16 protein-coding genes are annotated in these 15,947 nt (G+C 50.7%); 13 read left to right on the top strand and 3 right to left on the bottom strand.

Going from position 1 to position 15,947, the window contains the following annotated elements; genetic code table 11:
• Nucleotides 1-259 precede the first annotated feature (259 nt).
• The 8 genes from BN3911_RS08955 to BN3911_RS08920 all read left to right on the top strand — a co-directional run bounded on the left by BN3911_RS08955 (nt 260) and on the right by BN3911_RS08920 (nt 5,701).
• A complete protein-coding gene (locus tag BN3911_RS08955) occupies nt 260-1,330 on the top strand; it encodes an RING finger protein (RefSeq protein WP_066864467.1) in 1,071 nt (356 codons plus the stop codon).
• Between the two features lie 62 nt (nt 1,331-1,392).
• Nucleotides 1,393-2,268 carry a UTP--glucose-1-phosphate uridylyltransferase GalU gene (gene galU, locus BN3911_RS08950; protein WP_066864464.1) on the top strand — a complete coding sequence of 292 codons (876 nt, stop codon included), beginning with the start codon at nt 1,393-1,395 and terminating at the stop codon, nt 2,266-2,268.
• 37 nt (nt 2,269-2,305) lie between these two features.
• A complete protein-coding gene (locus BN3911_RS08945) occupies nt 2,306-2,950 on the top strand; it encodes a hypothetical protein (RefSeq protein WP_066864462.1) in 645 nt (214 codons plus the stop codon).
• Nucleotides 2,951-3,106: 156 nt separating this feature from the next.
• Complete coding sequence (rpsF, locus tag BN3911_RS08940) at nt 3,107-3,532, top strand: 30S ribosomal protein S6 (RefSeq protein WP_066864459.1); 426 nt, start codon at nt 3,107-3,109, stop codon at nt 3,530-3,532.
• A 32-nt stretch (nt 3,533-3,564) separates the two neighbouring features.
• Complete coding sequence (locus BN3911_RS08935) at nt 3,565-4,035, top strand: single-stranded DNA-binding protein (RefSeq protein WP_066864457.1); 471 nt, start codon at nt 3,565-3,567, stop codon at nt 4,033-4,035.
• A 47-nt stretch (nt 4,036-4,082) separates the two neighbouring features.
• A complete protein-coding gene (rpsR, locus tag BN3911_RS08930) occupies nt 4,083-4,334 on the top strand; it encodes a 30S ribosomal protein S18 (protein ID WP_066864455.1) in 252 nt (83 codons plus the stop codon).
• An 87-nt stretch (nt 4,335-4,421) separates the two neighbouring features.
• The gene (locus BN3911_RS08925) at nt 4,422-5,222 is read left to right on the top strand and encodes an amidohydrolase family protein (protein ID WP_066864448.1); all 801 of its coding nucleotides are present in this window, start codon (nt 4,422-4,424) and stop codon (nt 5,220-5,222) included.
• A gap of 68 nt (nt 5,223-5,290) precedes the next feature.
• Entirely contained in the window at nt 5,291-5,701 is a 411-nt protein-coding gene (locus BN3911_RS08920; protein ID WP_066864445.1) for a hypothetical protein, read from the top strand.
• Between the two features lie 108 nt (nt 5,702-5,809).
• Here the strand turns inward: BN3911_RS08920 and BN3911_RS08915 are convergent, their stop codons facing one another.
• Nucleotides 5,810-7,096 carry a sensor histidine kinase gene (locus BN3911_RS08915; RefSeq protein WP_066864443.1) on the bottom strand — a complete coding sequence of 429 codons (1,287 nt, stop codon included), beginning with the start codon at nt 7,094-7,096 and terminating at the stop codon, nt 5,810-5,812.
• Nucleotides 7,089-7,775: a response regulator transcription factor gene (locus BN3911_RS08910; RefSeq protein ID WP_066864441.1), complete on the bottom strand. Its 687-nt coding sequence runs from the start codon at nt 7,773-7,775 to the stop codon at nt 7,089-7,091. The genes BN3911_RS08915 and BN3911_RS08910 overlap by 8 nt, the downstream gene beginning before the upstream one ends.
• Before the next feature lie 200 nt (nt 7,776-7,975).
• On the opposite strand from BN3911_RS08910, the gene BN3911_RS08905 reads away from it, so the two are divergent.
• From BN3911_RS08905 to BN3911_RS08885, 5 genes are all read left to right on the top strand, one after another.
• The gene (locus BN3911_RS08905; RefSeq protein WP_066864439.1) at nt 7,976-10,405 is read left to right on the top strand and encodes an ABC transporter substrate-binding protein; all 2,430 of its coding nucleotides are present in this window, start codon (nt 7,976-7,978) and stop codon (nt 10,403-10,405) included.
• A 1-nt stretch (nt 10,406) separates the two neighbouring features.
• A complete protein-coding gene (locus tag BN3911_RS08900) occupies nt 10,407-11,258 on the top strand; it encodes a carbohydrate ABC transporter permease (RefSeq protein WP_066864436.1) in 852 nt (283 codons plus the stop codon).
• A 58-nt stretch (nt 11,259-11,316) separates the two neighbouring features.
• Nucleotides 11,317-12,156, top strand: a complete 840-nt coding sequence (locus BN3911_RS08895; RefSeq protein ID WP_066864434.1) for a carbohydrate ABC transporter permease — start codon at nt 11,317-11,319, stop codon at nt 12,154-12,156.
• Nucleotides 12,157-12,317: 161 nt separating this feature from the next.
• On the top strand, nt 12,318-14,039 hold the full coding sequence (locus BN3911_RS08890) for an efflux RND transporter periplasmic adaptor subunit (RefSeq protein WP_066864431.1): 1,722 nt from the start codon (nt 12,318-12,320) through the stop codon (nt 14,037-14,039).
• A gap of 146 nt (nt 14,040-14,185) precedes the next feature.
• Nucleotides 14,186-15,265 carry an ABC transporter permease gene (locus BN3911_RS08885; RefSeq protein ID WP_147578569.1) on the top strand — a complete coding sequence of 360 codons (1,080 nt, stop codon included), beginning with the start codon at nt 14,186-14,188 and terminating at the stop codon, nt 15,263-15,265.
• Nucleotides 15,266-15,395: 130 nt separating this feature from the next.
• On the opposite strand, the gene BN3911_RS08880 is transcribed toward BN3911_RS08885, so the two are convergent.
• Nucleotides 15,396-15,884 carry a SprT-like domain-containing protein gene (locus tag BN3911_RS08880; RefSeq protein WP_066864425.1) on the bottom strand — a complete coding sequence of 163 codons (489 nt, stop codon included), beginning with the start codon at nt 15,882-15,884 and terminating at the stop codon, nt 15,396-15,398.
• Nucleotides 15,885-15,947 lie beyond the last annotated feature (63 nt).

Genomic DNA, 15,947 nt, shown 5'->3' with positions numbered 1-15,947 from the left:
CTTTTGCCATTATACTGGAAACAGGTAAAAAAGTAAACCTATTTGGCATCGTGTCTTCCCTTATTTTTCCGAAATATCGGATAAAATATTAACAGTCTGAAAATAAAAATGGTTTCGATTGCGCTTTCTAAAAAAATAAGGTAAAATAGGGAATCATATAACTCCTGGGAATTTTTGTTTTGTCCCAGGCTTGTCCGCGCTGAAGTTGGGAATTCCGCGGTCAAGTTTTCTTTATTTAAAGAAAGGAATGGCTGCCTCTATGCTTGACTACACTGGAATCAAGTGCCCTGTATGCGACGTACCCTTCCAGCAGAACGACGACATCGTTGTTTGTCCGGAATGCGGCGCTCCGTATCACAGGGCCTGCTACCAGAAAGAGGGAAAATGCATCTTCGAGGAGGAGCTCCACAAAGCGGGAAAAGCCTGGGAACCTCCTGCGCCGCCGGTGGCCCCGGATCCCAGTACAGAGATCAAAGACCGGGAATGCCCGATTTGCGGCACTTTAAACGGTCACAGCGCTTTGTTTTGTAATCGCTGCGGCTCTTCTCTTGTGGGGGAACCACAACGATACAACAACACCTATCAAAACTCCAATCAGGAACAGGGAACTGTTCCTCCCCCTTCCACTCCCTACGGTGTACCGCCTGTTCCCCAGGGAAATATGTACGGCGGCCCGTTCCCCTTTCCCATGGATCCAATGGGCGGTGTGAGCCCTACAGAAATTTTGGATGAAAACGTCACCTTCGGCGACGCCTCCAAGCTGATTAAACAGAACACGGCGTATTATATGCCCGTATTCCGCTACATGAAGCAAAGCGGCAAAAACAAATTTAATTTTTCCGCTTTTCTGTTTTCCGGCGCCTGGATGCTCTACCGCAAACAATATAAATTTGGCATTCTGGTCACGGCTTTGATGTTCTGTATTTATATTGCCTATCTGTGTTTTTCCATTTTCATTGCATCCCCTGTGCTGATGGAGTTGATGCAGAAAGCGGGGATGGATCTTGCCGAAGGCTTCAGCCCTACTAACGATCAAATGATCATCATTTCAGATATCATGTCTCAAAACCCCATTATGTATCTGCAGATTACTCTGCCCATGATCTGCTTGTTCTGCATGCTGATTGTGATGATCGTGGTGGGGTTCCGCGGCAATAAAATGTATATGAAGCATTGTGTCCGCACTGTCAGGGATACCAAGGTGGCAGCCGCAAAAACCGGCGAAGCGGAAGGCGCGCTGCTGGAAGCACGCGGCGGCGTAAATGTTTCCATCGCTATCTGTATGTTTGTCTGCTATATGATTATCGTGAATATCCCCCTGTTTTTATAGCGTTTCCCCTTTCCGCCCGTTTTTCCAGGACGAGAATCCCGAGAAAGGATCTGAAAACAGCCATGCAAAAAGTGAGAAAAGCCGTAATCCCGGCCGCGGGACTTGGTACCCGCGTACTGCCCGCCACCAAGGCAATGCCCAAAGAAATGCTGCCCATTGTAGATAAGCCTGCGATCCAGTATATTGTGGAAGAAGCCGCGGCCTCCGGCATCGAGGATATCTTAATCATTACGAACCGAGGCAAAGGGCTGCTGGAGGATCATTTTGACCGGGCCCCCGAGTTGGAACAGCGGCTTGCCGGAAATCCGGAAAAGGAAGAAATCCTTCAAGAAATTATTGGTATTTCAAAGCTTGCCAATATCTACTATGTGCGGCAGAAGGAGACAAAAGGCCTGGGACACGCTATCAACTGCGCCAGGTATTTCGTGGAGAACGAACCCTTTGCAGTGCTCTATGGGGACGATGTTATCATCGGTGAGGATCCGGCGTGCGCCCAGCTTATCCGCGCCTACGAACAATTCGGCAACGGTGTGGTCGGCGTGAAAGAGGTCTCACCTGAAGCAATCTCAAAATATTCCTCCCTGAAGCTTGAAGCCATTCGGGAGAATTATTTCCGTTGCACCGATATGATAGAAAAACCCCAAAAAGGCGAAGAACTTTCTCTTTATTCTATTTTAGGCCGCTGTGTGCTGCCTCCAGAGATATTTGATATCCTTGATAAAACCCCTCCCGGCGCAGGAGGGGAAATCCAGCTTACCGATGCCATGAAGACACTGGCCAGACGGGACGGTATGACCGCTGTGGACTTCACCGGCACGCGGTACGACATGGGCAACAAGCTAGGCATCATGCAGGCCAGCGTAGAGGTAGCTTTGAAACACCCCGAAATCGGCGAGGATTTCCGCGTCTATCTCAAGGAACTCTGCTCACGGCTTTGACAGCGTTTCCCACAATCTCACAGAAAGGCAAGTTCCCATGGGTGAAATTTATTTTCCCAGCTGCAATTTCACAAAAGCCAGTCCCGAAGCTGCAAAAAGGCTTCGGGCTTATCTCAAGGAGAAAATGCCTGTGGCCGGCTGCTGCAGGATAGACAGTACTTCCTATCCTGCGGGGAATACCGCCCTGTACTTCTGCCAGGCTTGCCGGGAAACTCTGGAGGCAAAGCCGGAAAACCAGTTGATTTTGGAAAACCTTTTTGTCTGGCTGGATCGACAGGAGGATTATCCCTGGCCGGATTACAAAGGCCTTACGGTAAACATCCAGGACTGCTGGCGGGACCGGGAACACCCGGAAATTTTCCAAGGGGTGCGGTCTGTCCTGCAAAAGCTGAACGTGAGAGCTGTGGAACTGACGGAAAATCGAGAGCGATCCTTCTACTGCGGGAATTTACATTTCCAACCGGAAAAGCCGGAAAATATCGCCTTGCTGAAGCGTTGGCCCGATACGCCGCTGTACCGGCTGCCAGAGGATATCCAAAAACAACTGATGGCCGAACAGGTCGAAAAATATACTTGTCCTCTTACAGTGGCCTACTGCAACCGCTGCACTGCGGGCATTCTGTTGGGCGGCGGCCGGGGCGTTCACCTGATGGAGCTGGCCACTGGCTGCTTCGCTGGATGACAAACCGCGTATTTGCAGATTTTCCTTGACTTAAATCCAATTTATGCTATAATAATTCCCGTTGACTTTTCGTTAGATCCTAACGATTTTTCATCCTTGCTCCGCGACGATATAAAACTGCGCGGGGCCAAAAGACCAGAAGGAGGTGCAATACAAATGGCAGATGGAAAGAACCTCTACGAGACCGTCATCATCACGACCGCCAAAATCGGCGAGGAGGGAAACACGGAACTCGTAGACAAATTCAAGGCTCTGATTGCAGAGCACGGTACTGTTCAGAGTGTTGACGATTGGGGGAAGCGCCGCTTTGCTTATCCCATTCAGAAGCAGAACGAGGGCTATTACACCCTGATCAACTTCGAAAGCACACCGGATTTTACCGCTGAGCTTGACAGAAGGTATCAGATTACCGACGGTATCCTGCGCACGATTATCGTAAAGCGCGATCCCCGTCATGTAAACCCCAAGAAAGCCCAGAAGCCTCAGAAGGCTGAAGAGAGCAATATCGACGTGGAAGCCATCGCCGTGGAAGCTGTAGAGGCTCCCGCTGCTGAGACAGCTTCTGCGGAAAGCGCAGAATAATTCTGCTGACTACGAAAGAGAGTGCCTGATTTATGCTGAATGTTGCCGCTATCATGGGCAGGCTGGTAGCCGACCCGGAATTGAGACATACTCCCAATGACATTGCCGTCACCACATTTACTCTGGCTGTGGACCGCTCCTATTCAAGAGCGGGCACGGAACGCCAGACTGATTTTATCGATGTGGTCGCCTGGCGTCAGACCGCAGAATTTGTCTGCAAGTATTTTTCAAAGGGCCGGATGATGGCTGTAACTGGTTCCATCCAGACCCGCAATTATGAGGACAAGCAGGGCAACAAACGCAAGGCCTTTGAAATCGTGGCCAACGATGTGAGCTTCGCGGATTCCAAGCGGGATTCCTCCGGCAGTGCGCCCGGTTCTTATGACAGCGCGCCCGCCGTGCAGCAGAGGCCGGCCGCCTACAGCGAGCCTGCCCCCGCCTATTCCAGCGGAAGCAACGAGGATTTTGAAGAGATCCTGGGAGACGACGATCTCCCCTTCTAAAATTTTGACTCTTCAGACTAAAATTTTGTTAAGGAGGCTTTTTGGCTATGGCTGATAGACCCGAAAGAGAAGTCCGCCGCGGTGGACGCAAGGGACGCAAAAAGGTGTGCAGCTTCTGTGTTGACAGAGCGGACTATATTGATTACAAAGATATCGCCAAGCTTCGCCGCTTCATCTCCGAGAGAGGAAAGATCCTCCCCCGCCGTGTGACCGGTACTTGTGCATATCATCAGCGTGCTTTGACCGTTGCGATCAAACGTGCGCGTCATCTGGCTCTGCTCCCCTACACGAGCGACTGATTCGATTCATTGGGAGACTTTCCGCTACTGCGGAAAGTCTCTTTCTCATTCTATGCTAAATTTTCTCAACAGGAGGATTCCGGTCTTATGAAATACTTCGATACCCATATTCATTTCTTCCCGGATACGTTGGCAGGAAAAGCGCTCCCCAGGCTTTCCGGCATCTGCAAATGCCCCTATTTTACAGACGGTACCCGCGGCGGGACAGCTGCAGCTCTCGCAGAATGGGGGTGTTCCGGCGGGATGGCATTGCATATCGCTACCACTGCCAAACAACAGACCTCCGTTAACAACTTTGCAGCGGAAAGCCAGCATGATTCCATCCGATGCTTCGGAAGCGTGTTCCCGTACGCCGAAAATGCATTGGAAGAGATGCGCCGTATCAAGGAATTGGGATTGTATGGTATCAAGCTTCATCCGGATTATCAGGAATTCTTCATCGGCGACGACGCTGCGCTGCCCATCTATGCGGAGGCGGAAAAACTGGGTTTGCCCATAGCTTTTCATACGGGCCGGGATCCCTATTCCCCAAGTTTGGTACACTGCCCTCCCGATGTGCTTGCAAAAATTGCGGATCTGTTCCCAAACCTCACAATCATTGCCGCGCACATGGGCGGTATGGATATGCCGGAAGCAGCTGCACAGTATCTGGCCGGCAAATCCAATGTTTATTTTGATACCGCCTTTGCTTCACACTTTCTGACGCCCGGACAACTGGAGGAACTGATTCGCCTTCATGGCGTGGACCGAGTGCTGTTCGCCACAGATTGTCCCTGGAGCACTTTTCCGGAAGAAAAAGCGTTGCTGGAAGCCACCGGGCTCAAACCTGCGGAAAAGGAACAGATCGCCTGTCGGAACGCCGAATCCCTGTTCGGCATTTCTGTTTGACATTTAGCGAAAAACTGGGTAGAATAAAGCATATATCATGACGTATTATGAGATAAGGAAATCCAGTTATGAAAAAATCGCTCTGCGTTCTTCTTTTTTGCATCATGGTTCTGCAGTTATCCGGATGCAGCAGTACTCCGAATTCCCTGCAGATGGATCTTTCCCGCGGCTATGGAGAGCATCTGAAGCTGCTCCATCTTAACGCCAGCACCTCTGAAAAGCGGGAACGCATCCAGGCTTTTTCCCGCGTTATTTTGGAAGCTGAACCTCTGGATAAATCGCTTTCCATGTTCGCTTACTATCCGGACTATCTTTTGGAAATTACCCCTTGGGAGGGCGGCAAGCTCACCGTTATAGTAGATATCAACGGCGAATATGTAGATTTCTACTATCCAGGTCCCAATCCGGAAGGTTCCGGCACAATCTACCGCTCTAATACCTCGGCTGCAGAATTCAAAAGGCTAATTCATCACGCATAACCGGAAAAGAGCTGAAAACTCCATGTGGGTTTTAGCTCTTTTTTGTTTGCCCGCACAGCTTGTTTACATAATTCATTTAAGAAATTCGTGAATCACACGCCAGGAAGCTCACAGCAGCATACAAAATGTAGCGCCTCCGCCAGGGGTATCCTCCACCCAAAGTTTCCCCTTATGCAGATCAACAATCTCACGGGCCACACAAAGCCCCAGTCCGAAATGCTCCTTATTTTGATGGGATTTATCAGTGCGGTAAAAACGGTCAAAGATTCGCAGCTTCTCCCCATCAGGAACTCCAGGTCCGTTATCCTGTACAGAAATCAGGCATCTGCCGGACTTCTCTTCGACAGAAAGTTCTACGCATCCTCCCTGAGGGGTATAGCTCAAAGCATTTTCCAGGAGCACAGAGAGCGCCTGCTGGATGCGGCCGCCGTCGCAAACGCACTCCGGCAGAACCCTTTCCGGCAAGCGTACAGACAGCGCGATCCCCCGCTCCCGGGCAGGCCCCTGGTAATGTTCATAAAGTTCGAGGATCAGGGTATCCACTTCCTCCGTGGCCTTTGTGATGCGCCAGGATCGGCTGTCTGCGTTGGCAAGCGCCAGCATATCATCAATGAGGCGAGACATGCGGTTTCCCTCCGCCTTAATATTTTCTTCAAATCTTCCGCGATCTTTCGGACCTGCCTTTTGCAGCGCCGAAAGGTTGGATAGCATCACTGTTAAAGGAGAACGGAGCTCATGGGAGGCTGCCGCCACAAATTGAGCCTGTTTTTTTCTGCTTTCCTCCAAAGGGCCAAGCATTTTTCCCGTAAATATCCAGGAAAACAGAATCAATCCTCCGATTCCCAGCAGATCCACTCCGAGAAATAGCAGTCGCTGCAGGAAAACCTGCCATTCCTGCCCTGTCAGAGAATACACTAAAACAGCGCTGAGCGCGCCGCCGCTCTTGGGAAACACTGCTGCAGCCGCATAATATTTCCGGCCCTCCTCTCCCTTCATAGAAAACTCTGTATACTTTGAGAGAACGGAATTGGAAACCGGCAAGGATATATCCAGCCCATATTCTTCTGCCGCCTGTCTCTTCGCCTGCTCCACCAGTTTTTCCCGCTCGGGCTGTATCGCCGCCAGGGAATTGTACAGCAACGGAGCCCCGTTATCATATACATCCAGAACCAGCCTGTTGTCATCCTCTGTTTTCGCAAGCCATTGATTGGAAATGACTGTTTGGTTTTCCAGATAGGAGATGACCGAATTCAGCTCATTCAAAAAGGATTGATAATGGTTTTGACGGATAGAAGCTTCTGAAAGGAATAGGCACAGCAGCGTCATAACCACCAGTATGATTCCGGTAACCGCCGCGCAGAAAAGGGTCATTTGCCTGTGGAGACGCTCAAACATTCTCATCCTCCTCTTCCAAGCGGTATCCGGTTCCCCGTACTGTCACCAGCTTCAGGGTGCTGCCCAAAGTACGCAGCCGGCGACGCAGAAAATGAATATAGTTGTCGAGGTTCCCATCCTCAACCTCGGCATCCGGTCCCCATACTCTGAGGAGCAAAGTCTCTCTCGGAAGGGTCTGACCCGGATTCTTCAGAAAGAATTCCAGCAGATCGGCTTCCCGTTTGGAAAGGCTGCACACGCCTCCCGGACCTTCCAGCCGCTTTTCCCTTGGTTCCAGGCGCAGATCTCCTACAGTATAGGTCTCATGCTGCTCCCAGCTTTGCGGCCGGCGGCCAATACTGCGAATCCGGGCCATCAATTCTTCAAAAGCAAACGGCTTTACAATATAATCATCCGCCCCTGCATCCAGCCCTTCGATTTTGTGTTCCAGTTCTCCCAATGCAGTCAATAAGATCACCGGTACAGCTCCGCCCTCTCTGCGCAGCCGCCTGAGGAGGGATATCCCATCCATGCCGGGCAGCATTCTGTCCAAGATCACCAGGTCATAGGCTCCCTGCAGCACAAAATATAATCCATCGTCTCCAGTTGTGCAGGCATCGACAGTAAAATCTTCCTTTTCCAGTTGAAATTTCAAAGATTCTAATAACCTTCTATCGTCTTCAATCAACAAAATACGCATCTTTTCTCTAAACCAGCTTTCCTTCAGCGTCAGACGATTTCCATACTTCCAGCCGTACTCTCAGTATTCCACCGCTTTTTTGATCTGAAACTAAGTATATCATGGAAATCTCGAAAAAACCTTTAAAATTTAGAGGCTGTTTAGAGATTTGGGTGGTATCCTATCGTGCAGAATTCCAAAACAGAAAGGACGCTTAGAGTATGAGACCAAAGTTAAAACGATATGGAACAAAATTAATCAGCCTGTTCCTCTCTTCTGCCCTCTTGCTGTCTGCGGTCGCCTGCAGCACCGGCGGCGATAGCAGCCTCTCGGATATTCCTTCCAATTCATCAGCCAAGGGACGTTATGTAGAAGAAGAATTCAGCCTTCCAGGAGGTGACGGGAACATCCCCCTCTCCTTGGATCAAACGGGCGACAAACTCCGTCTTACCAGTTCGGAAGGTATCTTCGACTCTTCCGACAATGGTAAGACCTGGGAAAAAGTTGCTTTCGAGGCAGAAGCTCCTGAAACATTTTCATCGCCAGCCGCTTGGGGGACCGACGGCAGCGCTGTATTTACCACCTCTGACGACTCCGGAAAGTCCCGGTATTGGCTGATGGATAAGTCGCGGAAAAAGAGGGAGCTAGTCTTAAATCTGCCCGAAAACGAGACGTTTACAGACGGCGTACTCCTGAGTGGCTCGGATGATAAATCCGGCGCTCCTGAAGATTCCTCTGAAGACAGTGCCTCCTCTGCGGCTGAAACCAGCGTCGCATCAGGCAGCTCGGCCGTCCCGGAAAACAGCATCCAGAAGTTTTCCTTTCTCCATGACGGATCATTGCTTGGGCTGGATCAGAACGGCGTACTCTACCATATCGATCCGGAAACCGGATCTTTCCTGCACACCCTGGAAGCCACGGGCACATATAATCAATACATTGATTTTGTCCTCACCACGGACACTCTCCTGGTCCGTTCCTACGATGGAGTAGACCTATTCCATCTCACTGACTGGACCTTAAAAGAACGGGACAGCGTTTTGGAAGATTTTCTGAACAGTTCCAGACAAAGTACAGGAAACCCCGAAGCCACTGTACAGACAAATGTCTCATCATCAGGAAACGTTTTTCTCACCGGAGACATTCTCCTTTTTTCCGACAGGCAGGACGATTCCATTTACCTCTGCTCGCAAAACGGGGTCTACCGTCATATTCTGGGCGGCAGCAGTATAGAGCAGGTAATCAACGGCGCCCTCAACACGCTTTCCGACCCCACTTTCCACGTACAGAAGATTCTCAAGCTTTCTGACGATTCTTTTACCCTCTTGGGGTGGAATGAAACTGACGAAAGCCACAAACTGCTGAACTATCTCTATGACCCTAACATGTCTGCAGTTCCAGAAAAAGAACTGAAAGCCTATGCGTTCTCAGACTCCACAGAGCTGCGCCAAGCTATCGCCATGTATCAGAAGGCAAATCCAGATATCTATATCAATCTGGAACTGGCCCTAAGCGGAAGCGACGCCATGACCGTTTCAGATGCCCTTCGCACCCTAAATACCAACATCATGGCAGGAAAAGGCCCGGACGTCATCTTTTTGGATGGAATGCCTGTGCAGAATTACCTACAAAAAGGCCTGCTCACAGAGATCGGAGACTTGGTAAAGGAAGTCGAGGATTCCGATGGCCTCTTTGAAAATATTTTGTCCGCTTACAAAACCGATGAAGGCTATTATGCCGTTCCCACCCGTTTTGTCCTCCCCATTCTAGATGCGGATAAAGAGTCGCTTTCCTCTGTCCATGATCTCGCTTCCCTGGCAGATGCTGTAGATAAGCTGAGGAAGGAACATCCTGACCAGAAAAGCGTTACAGGCCTTACTGACGCCGCTTCTCTCCTGAAAGCCCTCTATCCCGCCAATTCCCCCGCATGGTTTCAGACAGACGGAACACTTAAACAGGATGCCCTCTCCGAATTTCTTCAGCAGGCCAAACGTATTTTCGACACGAATCTTCCCGATGAAGACGGCGGAGATCCTCAAGATGGGCTCGGATATGCCAGTGTCTCTTTCGGCAAAAACGGTATGGCCATGGGTACCGAGCTGACGTCAGGGAACAGCCTGATCTCCTTGGAGAATTTCTCCTCCATCGGCGGTCTTCCCAGCCTGGTATCGGTTAACGATAAGATGCAAAACTATGGATATGCTCCTCAGCCTGGTCAGGCAGGCAACGTTTTTCTGCCCGCCGGCGTAGTTGGTATCAACGCCAAAAGTTCTCAGCAGGAGGAGGCAAAAACTTTTGTGAAGTTTCTCCTGTCCTCTGAAGTACAGGCTATCGATCAGGGACTGGGTATGCCGGTCAACAAGAAAACCTTTGAGCAGCTCTGTCAAGTCAAAGACAGTTCCTTGGGCGGCATTGCTGTAATCAGCTCCGACAGTTCATACAGCATAAATTTAACCTTCCGCAAACCTACCGAGGAGGAATATGACGCGCTGCGGGAAACCGTAGAAGGGTTGGAAATTCCGGCGACCCAGGATACTATAATCCTCGATGCAGTGCTGCAGTCCGGTCAAGCCTATCTGGAAGGAAAGCTGGAGTTGAACGATGCCGTTCAAGAGATTCTGAAAAAGGTAGCCCTTTATCTTTCTGAATGATATGAAAAAAAACAGAATCAAAGGAGAAAATATTGGGCTGTGCTTTCTCCTCCCCAGCTTGACCGGGGTATGCCTCTTTGTTCTTCTGCCGTTTCTCGATGTTCTTCGGCGTTCGCTATCCAGTTCTGTTTCCGAGGAGTGGGCAGGTTTTCAAAATTATTGGTCTATCCTTCACAATTCTGCTTTCCGGCTGGCCTGTTGGAATACCCTGCGATTTGTGGGGGTATGTATCCCTTCTCTGCTCGCCATCTCTCTGCTACTCGCTGTGTTTCTGCAGCGTTTAGGCCGGCTGGGCGGTATTTTGAAAACTGCCTTTCTTTTTCCGATGGCCATCCCGGTAGCCTCTGTTGCGCTGGTCTGGCGGGTCCTGTTTGAAAACAGCGGGCTTTGGAACAGTTTGCTCTGCCGGTTAGGTGCAGTCCCCGAAGACTGGATGAACAGCCCCGCCGCATTCTGGGTGCTCTGCGGCAGTTACCTATGGAAAAACCTAGGGTATGACATTGTACTGTGGATGGCAGGGCTCTCGGGAATCCCCACTCAGATTTACGAGGCCGCCCAGGTAGACGGAGCCGGAGAATGGAAAATTTTCTGCAAGATTACTTTTCCATCCCTGCTCCCGTCCCTCTACACTATTTCCGTCCTTTCCTTCCTCAATTCCTTCAAGGTATTTCGCGAAGCCTATCTGGTGGCAGGGGATTATCCAAACGAGAGTATGTACCTGCTCCAGCATCTGTTTAACAATTGGTTTCGGGATCTCTCCTTCGATAAACTCTCTGCAGGAGCGGTTCTGGTAGCTGCCGTTATCCTGGGATTGATCCTGCTTCTGCAGCGAATCTGGAACTGGGAAGAGTGAATATCTGTCCTATTTCAGGACTCCCCATATCTCCAATCTTCAAAGAGGAGGTGCTTCCTTGCGCTGGAAACTGGCACTGTTTGTGCTCCTTCCACTTGCTTTTCTGGTCTGCAGCCCTGTGCTGTTTCTTCTTACAGGTTCACTGATGGATCCCGGTGAGCTGTCACAGTATTTGTCCCCTATACTCTCTCAGGGCAAAGGCTATGTCGCTTGGCGGCTGGTCCCCCAATCCCCCAGTCTGCGCTCTTATGTAGAGCTGCTGCTGGATTCTCCCGAGTTTTTTGCCATGTTTTGGAACTCCGTGCGCATTACAGCCCTGATCCTTGTCGGACAGCTTTTGGTAGGTGCGCCGGCCGCTTGGGGATTCGCACGGTTTCAGTTCCGTTTTCGGAAAACTCTTTTTACCCTTTATCTCATCCTGATGCTGATGCCCTTCCAGGTCACCATGCTGTCCAGCTTTTTGGTGCTGGACAGCATTCATCTCATCAACACGCAGTGGTCTGTCATCCTGCCCGCTGTTTTTTCCACCTTTCCAGTATTTTTAATGTATCGTTTTTTCCGTTCCATTCCAGAGGCTATTTTAGAATCTGCCAAGCTGGATACTGGGAGTGCCTTTCAAATCTTCCTGAACATCGGTCTGCCTTTGGGTTCTGCTGGGATCGTATCTGCGCTGGTACTCGGATTTTTAGAAAACTGGAATCTGATTGAACAGCCCCTGGCTTTTTTAAAAGACAAGACGCTTTGGCCCCTCTCCCTCTATCTTCCCAACATTGACCTGGCAAAGGCAGGGGTGGCATTTACCGGATCGGTAGTGACCCTGCTGCCCGCTCTTCTGGTCTTTCTCAGCGGACAGGATTATCTGGAGCAGGGGATCACCGCAGCCGCAATAAAAGGCTGAGGGGCTGAAACTTTCACCCACTGCATCGTACCAGATTGGACGCAGGACTGTATAACACCTCTAGCGATTCCGTATAATCTCGCACACTCAGATCTGGCAGGTAGCGCACAGCTTTGCATGCCGCAGAAAGGGATTCAGAAACACAGAAAGGAACAATCTGCATGGAACGACTCCACAGTAAGAATCAACTGCCGCGGCCACACCCCGGCAGCCCAGCCCGACTGATTGAGATAGATTTACACAGCCTGATTGGACGCCGCCGTAAGAAGCCGTTTACACTGCAGGCCAAGGCTCTGCGAGCCCTTGCAGGCTTCCTGAGCCTGATGATATTCTTCACAGTTCTCTCCCGGGTCGCAGACAGCCTGACCATCGCCCGGGTAGATCTGCAGGAAACACAAAAAAGGTCAATCGATCATAAAATCACTGCTTCCGGCCAGGTAATTGCAAATGGAGCAAAGACCGTAACCTCCTTTCCCGGAATACGAGTGGCTTCCCTAGCGGTCAAGCCTGGCGAAGCGGTAGCGGAAAATGACCCGCTGTTTTCCCTGAGCCTGGAAGACCTTCAGCAAAAATTGGAGGAAACAGAATTGGAATTGGAAAAACTGAACCTGGATATCCGGGATCAGAAAAGCAGGGAGAAGACGGAAGCCGACAGCCGCAGTACCGCGCTTGCCCGAGCCCTTCAGGATTATAACGACATGAAAAGCGAGACTGGAAAAGCAGTAGAGCAGGCGCAAAAAATTCTCACTGAGGCACAGAACAGGTTGGAAGAGTACCGGGAGAATCCTCCGCCTCACGCGGACTTGGAATCTCTTCAGCTTATCTGTGAAGCACGGGAAAAGGCCTTGGAAGAGGCCCTTTCCGCTCTGGATGCGCTGCAGACGACCGTCGATCAGCAGGTGCAGGAGGCACGCCAGCAGGCTGAAACAGCGGGAGTCGATCCGGACGAGGCTGAAAATTCTGTCAGGGCATCCTATGAACAGGCATTGAATACCGCTGCTGAAAAAGCAGAAACCGCTCGTTCTGAAAAACAGACTGCCGATCATGATTTGGCGGCGGCTTCAGAGCAGGAATCCAGCTCTCAGGAGCAGGAACTGTTAGATGCCGTCTCCATTGCCCAGCAAAACTTTGACCAAGCAGTTTCCGCTAGGGATTCTGCTCTGAAGGCCGCCGCCAGAGCCATAGAAGACGCCCAGAAATCCCCGTCCGCCGACAGTTCTGCAGAAAAGATGGAGATGGAATGGCAAAAGTTGTCAGAAAAAATAGAAGAGCTTCAAAAATTGCTGGAAAACGGAGGCGTCGTCCGTTCCGCTTTCGATGGCGTGGTGGACAAGCTGAATATTGAGGTGGGAAATCCCACACCGGACGGCACTGCCGTATTGATCTCCGACCTCTCTCAGGGAACTGCTTTTATAGCGCAAATTCCTGCGGAGCAGGAAAAATATATTTCTGTAGGCAGCACAGTAACGCTGAAACCTGGCGGCGATCAAAAAGAACTTACCGGCCTGACCGTAGAATCCATTCAAAAGGTCCAGAAGGATTCCGAACTGCTGGAGATTACAGTAAAACTGCCCGAAAATTCTCTGAAACTGGGCAGCTCCGCGGAAATGGAAGCAGTCCAGCCCTCCAAACCCTATCCCTACTGTGTTCCGCTCAGCGCTTTGCAGGAAGAAAACGGGGGCTATTACCTCCTGATTATCCAGGAAGATGCAGGATTTTTGGGGCCAGAGCTTACCGCAGCCCGGCTGAACGTGGAAATTTTGGAAAAAAATGAAAGCTATGCAGCTATTGACGGAGGAAGCCTCGTCGCAGGTCAAGAATTCATCGCAGATTCCAACAAGCCCTTGGAGGCAGGCGACCGGGTGCGTCTGAATCAGCCGTGAAAGCGCTGCGCCGCCTCCTTTTACCCGGCCTTTTCTTTCTTTGTCTGTTTCTCTCCAGCACCGCCTCCCAGCAAATTCAAGAGCTCCCAAATTTGTATACGCTGATTCAGGAAGAGCGTACTTTCACCGGAAAGGAAGCACTTGAAATGCAGAGGAAAGAGGCGATGGAAAGCGACCCTGTCCCCTTTGCAGTTTGGGGGCAGGAGTCAGAGAAACCAGTGTCAAACCCTAGCTTGGGACGGACTGCTTATCCTGCTGTTTTGACGCTGTGCGGCCCTTCTTTCCTTCTCTATTCCTCTTCCGCACCGCTTCTCACCGAAGATACGGAGGGCTGTCTCCTGGACCGCACTACTGCACAGGAGCTGTTTGGAACTTCAAAAGCCGTTGGAAATACGCTGAACTACCAGAACAGGATCCTGACGGTACGCGGCATCCTGGAAGGAGACGCTCCAATACTTCTTTTACAGGCTTTGCCGGAGGATTCCGATATGTCCCGGGTCAGTCTCAGCATACCATCCGGAACTGCTCCACACAAATTTTTGACAGAATTTGTAAACCGCCATGGACTTTCAGGCCAATGGTCTTCCCTGCGCTTTTGGAGCGAACTAGCCCATGCCGGAACGCTGCTTGCCCCAGCAGTTCTGCTGCTGTCTGCTTTGTTCTCCCTTTTGAAAACAACTTTCACCGCCCTGGAATTCCCCCTTCCTTTTCTGGCCTGCCTCCTGCTCTGCGGGCTGTCCTGGTTTCTCTTGCTCTGGCTTTGCGAATTCTCTTTCCAGCTTCCCGAAGACTTTATTCCCACCAAGTGGTCAGATTTTGAATTTTGGAGCAGGCTTTGGAAAAGCAAAGGAGATGAGCTGGTTCTGCTGCTCACCTCGGAAAAGCTTGGGCCGGAGCTGCCGCTCTTTCTCAACTCTCTAAAAGCTATAGGGTTCGGCCTTCTAGCTGTTTTCCTCTATCCCATCTCTCTGCCCCGCCTCTCCATGCAGCAAAATCGGGGGCTTTGGGGAACCACTGTGTTTTTTCTGCTGCTGGCTTTCTGTAGCGTCGTCTTCACAGGGACTCCAACCTTTGCTGAAAACAAATTACTATGGCTGGTTCCCAGCGCCTACCTATGGCAGCAGGCGCTCTCTCTTCGTCTCAGGCTCTGGATCCGCTGTCTGGATAAAGAGTGCGCCGATACTGCCCTCCCCGCCAAACGGAGGTATAGAATCAGGCGCCTGTAAACTATGAGATCCCATTTCTACTAATTTCAAAAGCAGCGGTATCGTCATTCCGACCATACCGCTGCTTTCTATTGTTTTCTTCGGTTCCAGTCCCTGCCACGTCTCCGGTCCTTTTCAACATACAAAAGGATTACTGGATGCGTTTCAGCTTTCCTCCGCATTTACATCGATACTGCCAGGGAGATTTCACTGCTTTTGACATTCTGGTTCGGCTGATCCGGATGCCGCAGCTCTGGCATTCCAGAACATACTTGACCGTTTCCTTTCGAAGTGGGCCGCTTTCGTCATCCTCCAGCTGGACTGTTCTTTCTATGGAGTATCCAAACGCTTCATTTACCTGCGCCGCATGGCTTTTCCACCGTTTTCCATGATTTCTGCATCCAGGACAAGTATGCAGCAGCTCGTGAACCAGAGTCTGACGTAGCCGCTCCGGCTGCTCCAGCAGGGCCGCCGATACCTCTACCGCGTAAACGCCGTCCTGATAATAACAGCATCCAAGCCGCCGCTTGGCCCGTGTATTGATGCGCACCTGAGGTACGATATTTCGTGAAAGAGGAATTCCCAATTCACGCAGGTTCTCTTCTAATTCTGCCATCAGACAATCTGTTTCATATGACATTGTATCTGTTCCGCCCTGCCTTTTCTCATTTTCACTCTATATAGTATAACGGAAAAGACAGAC

The organism is Neglectibacter timonensis, assembly GCF_900048895.1.
In the GTDB taxonomy this organism is placed as follows: domain Bacteria; phylum Bacillota; class Clostridia; order Oscillospirales; family Acutalibacteraceae; genus Acutalibacter; species Acutalibacter timonensis.
This window is presented reverse-complemented; position numbering and strand designations above follow the sequence as displayed.

What these genes read in the sequence shown, in the direction of transcription:
- BN3911_RS08955 (WP_066864467.1), top strand. Translation starts at nt 260, where the DNA reads ATGCTTGACTACACTGGAATCAAGTGCCCTGTATGCGACGTACCCTTC.
- galU (WP_066864464.1), top strand. Translation starts at nt 1,393, where the DNA reads ATGCAAAAAGTGAGAAAAGCCGTAATCCCGGCCGCGGGACTTGGTACC.
- BN3911_RS08945 (WP_066864462.1), top strand. Translation starts at nt 2,306, where the DNA reads ATGGGTGAAATTTATTTTCCCAGCTGCAATTTCACAAAAGCCAGTCCC.
- rpsF (WP_066864459.1), top strand. Translation starts at nt 3,107, where the DNA reads ATGGCAGATGGAAAGAACCTCTACGAGACCGTCATCATCACGACCGCC.
- BN3911_RS08935 (WP_066864457.1), top strand. Translation starts at nt 3,565, where the DNA reads ATGCTGAATGTTGCCGCTATCATGGGCAGGCTGGTAGCCGACCCGGAA.
- rpsR (WP_066864455.1), top strand. Translation starts at nt 4,083, where the DNA reads ATGGCTGATAGACCCGAAAGAGAAGTCCGCCGCGGTGGACGCAAGGGA.
- BN3911_RS08925 (WP_066864448.1), top strand. Translation starts at nt 4,422, where the DNA reads ATGAAATACTTCGATACCCATATTCATTTCTTCCCGGATACGTTGGCA.
- BN3911_RS08920 (WP_066864445.1), top strand. Translation starts at nt 5,291, where the DNA reads ATGAAAAAATCGCTCTGCGTTCTTCTTTTTTGCATCATGGTTCTGCAG.
- BN3911_RS08915 (WP_066864443.1), bottom strand. Translation starts at nt 7,096, where the DNA reads ATGTTTGAGCGTCTCCACAGGCAAATGACCCTTTTCTGCGCGGCGGTT.
- BN3911_RS08910 (WP_066864441.1), bottom strand. Translation starts at nt 7,775, where the DNA reads ATGCGTATTTTGTTGATTGAAGACGATAGAAGGTTATTAGAATCTTTG.
- BN3911_RS08905 (WP_066864439.1), top strand. Translation starts at nt 7,976, where the DNA reads ATGAGACCAAAGTTAAAACGATATGGAACAAAATTAATCAGCCTGTTC.
- BN3911_RS08900 (WP_066864436.1), top strand. Translation starts at nt 10,407, where the DNA reads ATGAAAAAAAACAGAATCAAAGGAGAAAATATTGGGCTGTGCTTTCTC.
- BN3911_RS08890 (WP_066864431.1), top strand. Translation starts at nt 12,318, where the DNA reads ATGGAACGACTCCACAGTAAGAATCAACTGCCGCGGCCACACCCCGGC.
- BN3911_RS08885 (WP_147578569.1), top strand. Translation starts at nt 14,186, where the DNA reads ATGCAGAGGAAAGAGGCGATGGAAAGCGACCCTGTCCCCTTTGCAGTT.
- BN3911_RS08880 (WP_066864425.1), bottom strand. Translation starts at nt 15,884, where the DNA reads ATGTCATATGAAACAGATTGTCTGATGGCAGAATTAGAAGAGAACCTG.